10 protein-coding genes and 5 pseudogenes are annotated in these 13,180 nt (G+C 38.2%); 6 read left to right on the forward strand and 9 right to left on the reverse strand.

The genetic code is table 11. The features are described from left to right. Positions 1–24 precede the first annotated feature (24 nt). The 5 genes and pseudogenes from AABS66_RS19090 to AABS66_RS19110 form a co-directional block, all read left to right on the forward strand. Positions 25–723 carry a FadR/GntR family transcriptional regulator gene (locus AABS66_RS19090; protein WP_430225313.1) on the forward strand — a complete coding sequence of 233 codons (699 nt, stop codon included), beginning with the start codon at positions 25–27 and terminating at the stop codon, positions 721–723. Positions 724–820: 97 nt separating this feature from the next. Further along, the gene (locus tag AABS66_RS19095; RefSeq protein ID WP_430225314.1) at positions 821–2,065 is read left to right on the forward strand and encodes an enolase C-terminal domain-like protein; all 1,245 of its coding nucleotides are present in this window, start codon (positions 821–823) and stop codon (positions 2,063–2,065) included. 89 nt (positions 2,066–2,154) lie between these two features. Continuing rightward, positions 2,155–3,498, forward strand: a complete 1,344-nt coding sequence (locus tag AABS66_RS19100; RefSeq protein WP_430225315.1) for an MFS transporter — start codon at positions 2,155–2,157, stop codon at positions 3,496–3,498. A 300-nt stretch (positions 3,499–3,798) separates the two neighbouring features. Further along, positions 3,799–4,065 (forward strand): type II toxin-antitoxin system CcdA family antitoxin, encoded by a 267-nt coding sequence (locus AABS66_RS19105; RefSeq protein WP_115168389.1) that lies wholly within the window; start codon positions 3,799–3,801, stop codon positions 4,063–4,065. Next, a pseudogene (locus tag AABS66_RS19110) lies at positions 4,065–4,244 on the forward strand (CcdB family protein); the annotation flags it as partial. The gene AABS66_RS19105 and the pseudogene AABS66_RS19110, both read left to right, overlap by 1 nt. A gap of 57 nt (positions 4,245–4,301) precedes the next feature. Here the strand turns inward: AABS66_RS19110 and AABS66_RS19115 are convergent. The 7 genes and pseudogenes from AABS66_RS19115 to AABS66_RS19145 all read right to left on the reverse strand — a co-directional run bounded on the left by AABS66_RS19115 (position 4,302) and on the right by AABS66_RS19145 (position 11,870). Then, complete coding sequence (locus AABS66_RS19115) at positions 4,302–5,039, reverse strand: IS6 family transposase (RefSeq protein ID WP_430225316.1); 738 nt, start codon at positions 5,037–5,039, stop codon at positions 4,302–4,304. Between the two features lie 78 nt (positions 5,040–5,117). After that, positions 5,118–5,291: pseudogene (locus AABS66_RS19120) on the reverse strand (recombinase RecA); the annotation flags it as partial. A 51-nt stretch (positions 5,292–5,342) separates the two neighbouring features. Next, a complete protein-coding gene (locus AABS66_RS19125; protein ID WP_430225317.1) occupies positions 5,343–6,650 on the reverse strand; it encodes an MFS transporter in 1,308 nt (435 codons plus the stop codon). 63 nt (positions 6,651–6,713) lie between these two features. Then, complete coding sequence (locus tag AABS66_RS19130) at positions 6,714–8,021, reverse strand: enolase C-terminal domain-like protein (protein WP_430225318.1); 1,308 nt, start codon at positions 8,019–8,021, stop codon at positions 6,714–6,716. Between the two features lie 339 nt (positions 8,022–8,360). Beyond that, a complete protein-coding gene (locus tag AABS66_RS19135) occupies positions 8,361–9,260 on the reverse strand; it encodes an FCD domain-containing protein (protein WP_430225319.1) in 900 nt (299 codons plus the stop codon). A 127-nt stretch (positions 9,261–9,387) separates the two neighbouring features. Then, positions 9,388–10,833, reverse strand: a complete 1,446-nt coding sequence (locus tag AABS66_RS19140; RefSeq protein WP_430225320.1) for a tagaturonate reductase — start codon at positions 10,831–10,833, stop codon at positions 9,388–9,390. 14 nt (positions 10,834–10,847) lie between these two features. Then, on the reverse strand, positions 10,848–11,870 hold the full coding sequence (locus AABS66_RS19145; RefSeq protein WP_430225321.1) for a zinc-binding alcohol dehydrogenase family protein: 1,023 nt from the start codon (positions 11,868–11,870) through the stop codon (positions 10,848–10,850). 273 nt (positions 11,871–12,143) lie between these two features. Here AABS66_RS19145 and AABS66_RS19150 point away from each other — a divergent pair. Further along, positions 12,144–12,365, forward strand: a pseudogene (locus AABS66_RS19150) (transposase); the annotation flags it as partial. A gap of 45 nt (positions 12,366–12,410) precedes the next feature. Here AABS66_RS19150 and AABS66_RS19155 read toward each other — a convergent pair. Further along, positions 12,411–12,515 (reverse strand): annotated as a pseudogene (locus tag AABS66_RS19155) (hypothetical protein); the annotation flags it as partial. A 2-nt stretch (positions 12,516–12,517) separates the two neighbouring features. Further along, positions 12,518–13,180: pseudogene (locus AABS66_RS19160) on the reverse strand (IS3 family transposase); the annotation flags it as partial.

A 13,180-nucleotide genomic window follows, 5' to 3' on the forward strand; every position in this document is an offset into this window, starting at 1 on the left:
ATATTTAATAAGAAAGGATTTTTTATGAGTGATTTCTCAACAGAAAAAAATAATATTGCAGAAGTGATATACCAAAAAATGCTGCAGAATATTATTGATAAAACGTGGGCGGAGAATGATAAATTACCGACGGAATTCGAGCTTACTGAGATGTTCAATGTCAGTCGCACCAGTATCCGCAGTGCAGTTCAAAAGCTTAGGGACAAAGGGATTATTTATACTAAGCATGGCCGCGGTTCATTTGTTTCATCCGGTATTGATACCCAAAGTATTTTAACATCAGAAAAGCCGATTATGCATCTGAGTAAAACTGAGTTTTTAGATATGATGGTATTCAGGCAAACCATTGAATTTAAATGTATTGAGCTCGCGGTTGAAAATGCAACGAGTGAGGATATCGCACGCATTGAAGATGCATTAAACCGTATGCTAGTGAATAAAAATGATTATAAAAAATACAGTGTTGCCGATCTTGATTTTCATATTGCTATTGCGAGAGCATCCCACAATATTATTTTTGTTAAAATCATGAATGACGTTAAAGATATCTACTATTTTTACTTGGAAGAATTGAACCGTGTTTTAGGCATAACACTGGAAAGTATTGATGCCCATATCCAGATTTTTATGGCGATTAAAGATAAAAACATTGATATTGCTAAACATTCTCTGAATGAAGCGATGAAGACAAATGAGGTCGCTATCCGTAAAATTGAATCTTGATGAGAAAAGATTGCAGTCAAAATAGAGTTATGATAATTTGCAGTTGCGCCTAGATGTCATACAACCAAAACTTAATGTATTATCAGTTGAGGTTGAAATGATCAAAATTACGAATATCAAAACAATTCTCACCGCCCCTGGCGGTATTGATTTAGTTGTTGTTAAAGTTGAAACGAATCAAGATGGTCTCTATGGGCTAGGCTGTGCCACTTTCACCCAGCGTATTTTTGCAGTTGAAGCGGCTATCAATGAATACATGAAACCATTCTTAATTGGCAAAGACCCGAGCCGAATTGAAGATATCTGGCAATCTGCCGCCGTGAGTGGGTATTGGCGAAATGGTCCTGTGATGAATAATGCGCTATCCGCAATTGATATGGCATTATGGGATATCAAAGGGAAAATCGCAAACCTACCCGTTTATGACCTGCTGGGCGGAAAGTGCCGCGATGGAATTCCGTTATATCGCCACTGTGATGGCAGTGATGCATTTGCCGCAGAAGATAATATCCGCCAAGCCATGGAAGAGGGCTACCAACATGTCCGTTGTCAAATGGGGATGTATGGTGGGGCAGGAACAGAAGATTTAAAACTGATTGCTACACAGTTAGATAGAGCCAATATTAACCCTAAACGCTCCCCCCGAAATAAAACAGCAGGTATCTATTTTGACCCAGATGCTTATGCTCGCAGTATCCCTAAATTCTTTGATCACCTTCGGAATAAAATTGGTTTTGATGTTGAATTTATTCATGATGTGCATGAACGAATTCAACCCATTGCAGCACTACAGATGGCGAAAGATTTAGAAGAATATCGCCTATTCTACCTAGAAGACCCAGTTGCGCCTGAAAATATTGATTTTCTCAAAGTGATGAGACAGCAAACCTCAACGCCAATTGCGATGGGGGAGCTGTTTGTTCATGTTGCTGAATATAAAAACCTGATTACGAGCAACCTCATTGACTTTATTCGTTGTCATATCAGCATGATTGGTGGTATTACGCCAGCTAAAAAATTGGCGACTTTATGTGAGTATCATGGTGTAAGAACCGCATGGCATGGCCCAGGTGATATCTCGCCAGTTGGTGTGATTGCCAATATGCATATTGACCTGAGTATTTCTAACCTTGGAATTCAAGAATACACACCAATGAATGATGCTTTGCGTGATGTATTCATTGGCTGCCCTGAAATTACCGAAGGCTATGCTTATCTTAATGATAAACCTGGTTTAGGCATTGATATTGATGAAGTTAAAGCAAAAAAATATCCCATCAATGGTGGCTTACCCGACTGGACAAACGCACGTTTACCGGATGGGAGTGCCGCCCGTCCATAACGAATAACAAGTTAGTTTATTTTAGAAATCCTCTGTACCCGAATAAAACTAACTTTTAATACTAAATATGGTAGTTCTACATAGAAATAATGGTGATCATCGTGCAACAAACAACTACTCGAAATACTAGAAGCACCAGTGATTTAATTCGAGCCGCCATGTCTGGCTGGCTAGGAACAACGTTAGAATTTATGGATTTTCAACTTTATGCTTTAGGTGCGGCATTAGTTTTTCATCATATATTCTTCCCTGAACAATCAGCTGCTATGTCCCTTATTCTTGCTATGGGGACTTATGGCGCGGGATACGTCGCCCGAATAGCGGGGGCGTTCTTCTTTGGTCGGATGGGCGATAGTATTGGTCGTAAACAAGTACTGTTTATTACAATTACGATGATGGGGCTATGTACGACACTTATTGGCATTTTGCCAACTTATGCTCAGGTTGGTATCCTGGCACCAATTCTTTTAGTGCTCTTGAGAGTCGTTCAAGGATTTGGCGCTGGTGCTGAAATTTCGGGTGCGCGTACAATGTTGGCTGAGTATGCCCCGAAAGGTAAAAAAGGGGCTATTGCCTCATTGGTTGCATTAGGAACAAACTGTGGAACACTAAGCGCTACGGCGATTTGGGCCATTATATTTATTATTTTTGACCATGAAACGTTGCTTGATTGGGCATGGCGCATTCCTTTTCTAGCCAGTGCGGTTGTGATGGTGTTTGCAATATGGTTACGTTTAAACCTTAAAGAAAGTCCTGTATTTGAAAGTCAAAGTGAAGTTGAAAAAGTGCAAGAGAAGGAAGCGACTTTTTTTGAAATTGTCAAAGGGAAATCATTTTGGTTAGCCATGGGTCTAAGGTTTGGACAAGCAGGTAATTCCGGGATTATCCAAACATTTTTGGCAGGGTATATGGTACAAGCCCTGTTATTCAGTAAAGATATTCCGACAGATGCAATTTTATTTAGCTCAATTGTCGGCTTCTTTAGTATTCCATTTATCGGTTGGTTATCCGATAAATTAGGGCGCCGCTCTGTTTATTTAGTCCTAAATACCTTATCAATTGTACTGGCATACCCAATGATATCCATTATTGTGGATAAAAGTTATGAACCAAGCACAATTATATTATGCATTATCCTCATCCATAATATTTCAGTGTTAGGGCAGGCAGCTATTGAGGCTATTACAATGGCTGAAATGTTTGGTGCAAGAAACAGGTTTACGCAAATGGCACTTGCAAATGAGTTTGGCGGATTAATGGCGGTTGGGTTTGGTCCATTAATTGCGGGAATTTTAACAAATATTTATGACTCATGGTGGCCAATAGCGATTATGGTTATATTTTATTCTGCTGTAGGGTTGATTTCGACATTGATTATGCCAGAAATAAAAGACAGAGATTTGACTGATCCTCGAAACGCAACAGACAGCTAAAATAAGCCATGGGCTTTCATGGCAGTTTATTTTAATCTGCCATGAAGCTTAGATTTTAGTCTATTTTTTAGTGCTATTGAAGTATACCTTTTCAAAACTATAAATGACTGGTGCTATTTAGTAACTAAAACACCATGTTAATAGAACTAGTTCTCCATAAGGACTTCAGTTGTACTGAACTACCTTGTTATAGCTTTTGAAATCACAACGAAATACAGGATGACAGAAATTTTCTAGCTCATATAGAAAACTCAAAACTTGATTATTTTTCTATCAACAACCATAATTATGCGCATAACTATGTGCATAGGAGTGATAGTTGTGAATAGATCCACCGCCCGTATTAATACCAAAAAGAGTACCAACGTGTACCTGACAGCCTCATTAGTTGATAAAGCTCGAAGCATGGACATGAATTTATCGGCTACATTAGATCTCCTTCTAGCTCAAGCAATAGAAGCTAAAAGTATCGAGCGTGAAAAGGAAAAAGAGGATATCCAAGCAATGAATCAATTTATGGTTAAATCAGGAATGCTGACTGACGATGATTTCTTTGGGAGTTTGTAATGCCAAAGCAATTTGATGTTTACCGCAATCCTTCAGCTAAAACAAATAAGCTTTGGCCATTTTATCTTATTCTTCAAAATGATTACTTTGATGATTTAACAACAAGGATTGTTGTTCCTCTTGTGTCAACAAATGATATTACCCTCAATAAAAAAAGAATAACGCCTGTATTGTCTATTGGGGCTTGTTGCAAATAATAAATTAGCGCGTTTTTTGCTCAGAGCTCATTGGATGTTTCAGGCTAACACGGTCTCCACATTGAATAATCGATTCATAAAGGCAGATCGCTCCCGCACTCGAAATTCAGGTTCATATCGACGTAGCCAGTCATCAAATTGACCTTTATTCAGTTTTCGCAAGGTTTCAAATCCTTGAAGTGTTGACCAAGCCCGCTTCACCGATTTGAAGCCGCCCGTGGCAACAATTAACTTTTTTATCGGGGCGTGATCCGATTCAATACGGTTGTTGAGGGTTTTGATTTGCCGTTGTTTCGCGTCAGCTCGGAGTTTTCCTTCTTTAATTAAACGCGCTATAGCGTAACCGTAAGCTGCGTGCTTATCGGTATTTAAGGTTTTTGGTTGCCGCTCGGAGGGATAAGGTTTTAATACGCGTTTGAGAAATTCATAGGCAGCATGCCGATTACGCTTGGATGAAAAATAAACATCCAGCGTATCTCCGTGTTTATCTATTGCGCGGTAAAGGTAAAACCATTTTCCGTTCACTTTGACGTAGGTTTCATCGAGCTGCCAAGAGGAAACAGCCCGAATGAATTGATATTTTTTGAGTTTTTTACGGAGTATTGGCGAATATTCGATAAACCAACGATAAATGGTAGAGCGATGAACGGAAATACCCCGTTCGGCTAACATATCACTGACGTTAGCATAGCTTAGCGGGGTAGAGCCATACCAACGCAAGCACCAAAGGATGATAGTGGGGGCAAAATGCTTCCATTTAAACTCGTTCGATGGCATGAATTTAACCTAAAGCGATAATCAATAGTGTGAGTGTTTCTCACTTAGGTAATTTTTGCAACAAGCCCCTTTTTGTTTTTATTCTTCGTTAGCTAAGGTTGGTTCCTGGTCTTCTGATTCGTTACTTTTTAGCGTGGAAAAAGTAGGCTCAAAGTGACTTTCTCTTATTGCTTTTTCAATTTCATTTGCAATGTATGGGTGGTCTTTAAGATATTGAATTGATTTGTCTTTACCATTATCGAGTTTTTCAGCTCCGTAACTATACTAAGCGCGAGTATAAAAAATACTTAGAAAAAATCTTAGTTAAATTTCACGACGAATACCAATTTTAAATACACCAGCTAACATCAGTGCGCCTATTACGGCAATGATACCTAGCAAATATAGTCCAGCAACTTCGGATTGAAATACATTTTCTGCCCACACTCTAATATTTGGAGCAACAAAACCACCTAAATTTCCTAGTGAATTAATTAATGCAATACCAGAAGCCGCTGCGGCACCACCTAGGTAACTCGTTGGAAATGTCCAATAAATAGGCTGAACTGCAAGTAATCCTGCACATCCAATACAAAGAGTTATAAAGGCTAATATTGGTGTTCCAGCTAACATTCCTGATAAGGCGACACCGATACCACCAAATAATAAAGTAATGGAACTTATCCAGCGACGCTCTTTATATTTCATTGATAAATGAGGAATATACCAAGCAGCAATTAATGCGCATAACCATGGAATCCCAGAAAGCACACCAACAAGAAAACCAACGCTCTGTCCTGAAAGTGCGGCGACTTGAGAAGGTAAAAAGAATGCGATACCGTATGAGCCAACTTGGATTGCAAAACAAATCATGCATAAATATAAGACTCGAGGGTCACATAGTGCTTTTAGGACTCCTTGAGGGCCATGATTTATCTTCGATTTTTCCTCTTTTTCGATAACGTCACTTAATACCTTCTTTTCTTCCTCTGTTAAGAATTTGCATCTTTTATCCGATGGCTTATCACATAAATAAAAGAATGCGATGACACCGACTATTGATGCTAACAAGCCTTCAACTAAGAACATTAATTGCCAGTTATGCAATCCCCATAAATCATGAATGCCTAATAACCCACCAGAAATAGGGCCTCCAACAATAAATGCAATTGGAGGGCCAAACCAGAAAAAACCAGCAACTTTGGCGCGCACATTTAAAGGAAACCAATAAGTCAGATATAGCATGACTCCTGGCATAAACCCAGCCTCTGAGGCTCCCAATAAAAACCGTAATACAATAAAGGTAGTTTCATTGTGAGCGAACATCATCGCTGCGGAAATTAATCCCCATGTGACCATAATACGTGATAGCCACATTCTGGAACCGACTTTATATAATAAAATATTACTGGGAACTTCAAATAAAGCATATCCGATAAAGAATACACCGGCACCAAAAGCATATGCAGCATTACTTAATCCAGTATCAAGTTGATAAGCATCCTTAGCAAATCCAATATTGGCTCGATCTAGGTAAGCCATAACATACATTAATGCAAGAAATGGCAGTAATTTGACAATAGATTTTCGGACAGCAGAATTCAATATTGCTTCGTTATTATTTAAATTCATCTTCATGCTTCCAATGTAGAGTTTGGAGGCATTCTATTAAGAATGCCTATCTTTCTGGTTTAATTAATTTTTCCATTCCAAACCATCAGGCCAAGTAAAACGAGTAATGGAATCAGATTTCATTTGAACGCCATAGCCAGGTTGCATTAATGGGAAATATTTTCCTCTTTTGATGACTAATGGCTCTTCAAAATTTTCATGTAAATGGTCGACATATTCTAAAACTCGATTTTCTAAAGAAGCGGAAACAGCAATATAATCAAAAAGAACGATATTTAATGAGTACTGGCAAAGCCCTACACCACCACCATGTGGGCAAACAGGAATACCAAATTTTGCAGCCATTAATACCACGGCAAGCACTTCGTTTAATCCACCTAATCGGGCTGGGTCTAATTGACAAAAATCTATCGCGCCTGCTTGGAAAAATTGTTTAAACATGACTCTATTATGTGCATGTTCTCCTGTTGCAATACCAATATTACCGATGCGGGCTTTGATAGCCGCATGGCCGAGAATATCGTCAGGGCTTGTTGGCTCTTCAATCCATAGCGGATCAAATTTAGCTAGTTTTCTCATAGATTCAATAGCTTGGTCAACCCCCCAAATTTGATTTGCATCCATCATCAATTTACGCTCCCAGCCAAGCTCTTCACGTAAAATGGTGGCGCGGCGGATATCTTGTTCTAAATCTGCCCCGACTTTTTGTTTGAGGTGGGTCCAGCCATCAGCAACTGCTTGACGAGCGAGTGTGCGCATTTTTTCTTCGGAATAACCGAGCCAACCTGCCGCGGTCGTATAACCCGGATAACCATTTGTTAGCATTTCTTGTTCACGTTGAGCTTTTCCTGGTTCTACACGGCGCAATAATGTGATGGCTTCTTCAGGGGTTAAAGCATCTGAAATATAAGTAAAATCAATGCAGTTAACAATTTCTTCTGGCGTCATATCTGCCAGTAATTTCCAGACAGGTTTATTTTCTGTGCGAGCCCAAAGATCCCAAATAGCATTGATAATGGCTGCTGTTGCTAAATGGATGACTCCCTTTTCAGGACCAACCCAACGTAATTGGCAGTCACCAGAGACTAATTCGCGCCAAAAAGCTCCAAAGTTGGCCGTAATTTCTTCGAGAGTTCTACCAACAACAAACATAGAGGCTAGAGATTTAACCGCGCTGACACATAAATCATTGCCACGTCCAATAGTAAATGTTAATCCATAGCCTTTTAGGTTATTGGGGTGGTTAGTATGTAACGTGACATATGTTGCTGAATAATCTGATATTGCATTCATAGCATCAGAACCATCAAGGTTCCGTGATGTTGGAAAGCGAATATCGCTCACACTAATATCTTTGATCAAAATACTCATTTTTTACTCCTAGTCGTTATTCTTTTCATGGTCTACCTAATTTAGATTGATCACAGTTTAAATTTGATATGTAAAACTGTATTTATTTCCTGCTTAGACTGTGGGGCATATGGCAATTTTATGTTTTTAATGTGTATTATATAACTCATTGTATATGAAAAATTTCATGTTATAAAAATATAAGAAATATAAATAAATGCTATTTTTAAATAGTATTTTAAAAATTAAAGTGTTTTTTGTGAGTTTGAATTAAATAAGATTAAAGAAATTAATTGATTGGCAATATAAAATAAAAAGAGTGAAAAGGAATAGTATTTTCCTTATCGTTGGGTATTTTTATTATTTTTTTCTTAATGAACGAACCATGGAGAGTTTCGCCGTGTTTAAATGGTTACGTAATTCATTCATGGCTTGTAAATCGTTGTGGCTGATTATGGCACTTAAAATCGTCATATGTTCTTCGATAGCTAATACATTGCGTTCGCGAAGGTCACTATCATCCCATTGATAGTGAAAGTGAAAAATGATAGTTACCATATCTAGTGATTGGTCGAAAAAAGGATTTTGTGCAGCAGATAGAATTAATGCATGAAACTTTCGATCTAGCTCGGAAAAGGCATGGTAATTGTCAACAACAGTTTCCCTTAGTTGGCGATGTTGATATAACAATTCTTTTGCTTGGATCCAACGTTTATCATGCTCAGGCAAATTCATAAAATGAGTCAACGCATGAGTTTCAAGTAACTCCCTTAATTCAAATAGTTTTTCTGCATAGTTTTGTTCGAATGTTTTTAAACGCCACAACCCACGCCGTAAATTTTCAATTAAATTATAGCGAGAAAATTTTAACAGAAATTCCCTTACAATTACGGGGGTAACACCCGCTTGATGAGCAAGTTGCATTTCAGTAAAGTTATCACCGGGCTGTAATGCTCTTTTTTGAATAAGCTTATAGAAAAAGTCTTCAATGACATTAAATTCTGTAATGGGGGAGTCAATAGTAATTTCTAATAAATCATTTTCGTTAGGTTCACGGATAATCACATAATCATTGCCTACGCTGTCTAAAATACCAATTTCTTTTAGGTGAGTTAATACATGGCGAACAGTAGTACGACTTATGCTATACATATCTGAAAGAACAGATTGAGAAGGTAAAGGGGAACGAATATATTGGTTGCTTATTGCATCAATAAACTGGTTGATGACTTTATGTCGTAAATTTTGTGTTCTCGCCATGATTACCCTCGACCCATTTCGCTAAGATATTAAAAGCATACTTATTTTATGATTCTTTATAAATGGTTAACTTGCTATTATTGTAATGTGCCACATTAAAATGAAAGGTGGCACATTGCCGCATAAGTTAATTCAGTATCTTCATTGCATTACGCATTCCTAGTGTTAGGATTTCATCGAGATAAAGTGAAACCTTTTCCACTAATTCAGGGTATTGGCATAGATCACACTGCCAATGATTTTTATTAGACAATACTTCAGTAACTAGTGATTTTGTCGTCAGTTTCTGTCCAACTTGTGGCCACAATTGAGTAAAACAATTAATCCAGATTTCATCATCTTGTAGTGGATAGCTTTCACCATCACATTGACCACGGTAAAAAGCGAGTAAAGCCGCGAGTGAAAAACATAACCGTTCAGATATTTTTCCGTTTTCTATAGTCGATAATAATTGTGGTAATAACCGGGTTTTGAACTTTGTCATACTATTCAACGCAATGGATAATAATTGATGTTGAATATATGGATTCTGAAAACGGGTTAACACTGCATCGGCAAAAGTATTCAATTCGTCTTTTGGCAAATTAAGTGTAGGTATAATATCGTCATACAATAATTTTTGAACAAAATTTTTGATATCCGCATCATTCATTGCGTCACCAACCGTATTGATCCCAGATAGCCAAGCGACAGGCACCATTGCAGTATGTATGCCATTGAGAATAGCGACTTTACGTTCTTTATATGGCTTTATATCATCCACAATTTTTATATTCATTGGGAATTTATGTAACTTTAATTCTTCAGCTAGCCATTTAGGGCCTTGGATAACAAATAAGTAAAAATACTCTGCGATATCTAAGAATGCATCTTGATAGCCCAGTGATTTTTCAATTGCTGTGTTTTCTTCTTTTGGGTATCCAGTCACAATACGGTCAACTAATGTTGAACAAAAAGTATTGGAATTATTTATCCATTGGTGAAATTCATTAGGTAAATTCCATTCTTGTGCATAACGTAGTACTAATGTTTTTAAAGTTTCGCCATTATAATCAATTAGTTCACAAGGAATAATTATCCACCCTTTCTTTAAATCACCATTAAAATAAATAAATCGTTCATATAAAAGTTGTGTCAATTTCGCTGGGAAACTATTTGGAGGCTGATCGGTTAATTTGTCATTTGTATGATAGGAAATACCTGCCTCTGTAGTATTAGAGAAAACAAAACGAATACCCTCATTACGGGCCAGTAATAAATAGTCTTGAAAATTTAGATAAGGGTTTATTTCGTTATTAACTGAGCGTATTAATCTGGATTGACTAATATTTCTACCATCTTCATTTAATCCTCGGATTAATGTTGTATATAAACCATCTTGCTGATTTAACGAAGGTGGGAGTTGAGTGTTTATTGGACGAATAATGGTTATTCCTGCATCAAAATCTGTATTTTCATTTAAAATATCAATCGACCAGTCAATAAATGCACGTAAAAAATTACCTTCGCCAAATTGAATAACTCGTGTTGGGTATTCTTTCCCTGGAAAGTCAGTTCTGTTTAATGTTTTCATAAGATGTTCCAAAATTAAAAATAAATCACACCTTTGATTAATTCACGATTATTAATCACTTCAGTTTCATAATGTTCAGCAAGAGTAAAAAAGGGATAGTGGTGAGTTAGCATCATTTGTGCATTTAGCTTACTTTCAGACATTAAGCGACCCACTTTGGCAAAATCTTCCAAAGTCGCATTACGACTTCCCATCATTGTGGTTTCTTTTTTATGAAAATCAGGGTCAGGGAATTGTAAGTTTCCTTTAAATAAACCAACAAAAACAATGGTTCCACTGTGTCTAATTAAATTAATGGCATTATTCATGGCATGTGGGTTACCTGTTGCATCAATGACTTTTAACGGTAAAGCACCTGAGAAATATTGACGTAACTGGCTATCAAAGTTATCTGCAGCAGGGTTTATGGTAGGAAGTGACAAATGCAGGGAAACATGTTCACGACGTGCAGCGCTGGTATCGGCAACAATGACATGTGCTCCATCAGCGTGTGCGATTGCTGCAACGCCTAAGCCTATGGGACCTGCTCCGACAACCAATACGGCATCTTTAGGTTGAATAGCAGCTCGACGAACGGCATGTGCGCTGATGGCAAAGGGTTCAATCAATGCTGCAGCATCAGCTGCTATACCTTCTGATGATAATAAATTTACTGTCGGAACGTTCAAATATTCAGCAAATCCACCGTCTTGATGTACACCAATAACAGAAATATTTTCACAACAATTGGTATGTCCACTGAGGCAAGAAGGGCAGGTATTACAAGCAATATAAGGAATAACAGAAACTTGTTGTCCAATTTTAAAATCGGTATTGCCATGGCCCATCTCTATTATTTCACCACAAATTTCATGACCGAGCACACGAGGATAACTAAAAAAGGGTTGGTTTCCTGCCCAAGCATGAATATCGGTCCCACAAATACCGACAGTTTTTATTTTAATTTTGGCTTCATTAGGTTTCGGGGGGGTAATTGTACGTTTTTCCCAAACTAACTTTTTGGGTTCTAAACAAACCAATGTATTGATTAGTGGCATAGTGCTCTCCTTATTTTTGATAAGGATAATTTCAACTAAAAAGGCAAGATAGCAGTATATTCTCTAATTGATTTGTGATGAGTCATGCATAAAACAGCTTTAAACATGTTTTTTATCTGTAACATAGGGGGTTGGAGAGTAACGGAATCATAATGATAGTTAACATATTTATGTTGTGTGGTTAAAATAATAAAAATCAATATGTTGTTGTGCTTTAATGAAGGTGAACACTTTGATAAAGGCATATATTCACCTTTAAAATAAGATGTCGATATGAAACGAAAATCACCGAAGCAATATACTGAACGTTTTAAAAAAGAAGCGATTAATTTAATACTTGAACAAGGCTATACAGTTCAGCAAGCTGCTAATGCGCTTGGAATTACCACTAAACTGCTCTATGCTTGGCGAAAGCGCCATGAAGCTGAAAATAAGCCTAACGCATTAACCCCTTTTGAGCGACAAGAGCTACTCGCTTTACGCAAAGAAGTTAACCAATTGAAAATGGAGAAAGAAATCCTAAAAAAGGCGAATGTAGATTCAATCTGTCAACACAACACCCTTTTCAATTATCTCTTTCGGTGTTTTGAACATCTGTGTCTTTCCTGGTCTGCTGTTTAGCTGAGTGGCAACCTGATCCAGTTCACCGGGGATAGGGAGAGGGTCCAACCAACGGGTTTCCGTGCAAAAAGGTCTAACACGACGGCGAGATAAGCCCACCGTTTTCCTGTCCAAATATACGTCACATCGCCGCACCACACTTGATTGGGGGCTGTGACTGCAAATTGGCGGCCGAGTAAATTAGGGATGTCGACATGCTCCCTTGTCCCTCGTTTATAGCGGTGTTTTACATACTGGCAACTCGTAATCCCGATTTCTTTCATTAACTTACCAGCAAGATAACGGCTCATCTTCACTCCGTATTGCATCGTGACAATGGTGGCGATAGTCCTTGCGCCTGCAGAGCCACCACTTAAGTTCCAAGCCTCTTTAGCTAAACTCCGTTTAATCGCCCGTGCCGCATCTGGTGCGGCATTCTTCATTCGATGGTGCCAATGCCGATAGCTACTGCGATGACGTTCAAAAAGTTGGCAGAGCGTTGTGACGGGGTAATGCGCTCTTAGTTTGTCGATTATCGCGAATCCCTCAGTGAGTCCGACATTAAGAGCGCCGTAGCCTTTTTTAGGATTTCGTTTTCCATTTCAAGGCGTTGTATCTTTTTCTTCATCTCACGAAGTTCAATCTGCTCGGGCGTAAGCGGAAGTCCCATCGGGGTTTTACCTTGTCGCTCTAATAACCCATCGATTAAG

It is taken from the genome of Providencia sp. SP181, from assembly GCF_050446505.1.
GTDB lineage: Bacteria > Pseudomonadota > Gammaproteobacteria > Enterobacterales > Enterobacteriaceae > Providencia > Providencia vermicola.

What these genes read in the sequence shown, in the direction of transcription:
- AABS66_RS19125 (WP_430225317.1), bottom strand. Translation starts at nt 6,650, where the DNA reads ATGAATTTAAATAATAACGAAGCAATATTGAATTCTGCTGTCCGAAAA.
- AABS66_RS19140 (WP_430225320.1), bottom strand. Translation starts at nt 10,833, where the DNA reads ATGAAAACATTAAACAGAACTGACTTTCCAGGGAAAGAATACCCAACA.
- AABS66_RS19100 (WP_430225315.1), top strand. Translation starts at nt 2,155, where the DNA reads ATGGTGATCATCGTGCAACAAACAACTACTCGAAATACTAGAAGCACC.
- AABS66_RS19135 (WP_430225319.1), bottom strand. Translation starts at nt 9,260, where the DNA reads ATGGCGAGAACACAAAATTTACGACATAAAGTCATCAACCAGTTTATT.
- AABS66_RS19095 (WP_430225314.1), top strand. Translation starts at nt 821, where the DNA reads ATGATCAAAATTACGAATATCAAAACAATTCTCACCGCCCCTGGCGGT.
- AABS66_RS19105 (WP_115168389.1), top strand. Translation starts at nt 3,799, where the DNA reads ATGTGCATAGGAGTGATAGTTGTGAATAGATCCACCGCCCGTATTAAT.
- AABS66_RS19145 (WP_430225321.1), bottom strand. Translation starts at nt 11,870, where the DNA reads ATGCCACTAATCAATACATTGGTTTGTTTAGAACCCAAAAAGTTAGTT.
- AABS66_RS19090 (WP_430225313.1), top strand. Translation starts at nt 25, where the DNA reads ATGAGTGATTTCTCAACAGAAAAAAATAATATTGCAGAAGTGATATAC.
- AABS66_RS19115 (WP_430225316.1), bottom strand. Translation starts at nt 5,039, where the DNA reads ATGCCATCGAACGAGTTTAAATGGAAGCATTTTGCCCCCACTATCATC.
- AABS66_RS19130 (WP_430225318.1), bottom strand. Translation starts at nt 8,021, where the DNA reads ATGAGTATTTTGATCAAAGATATTAGTGTGAGCGATATTCGCTTTCCA.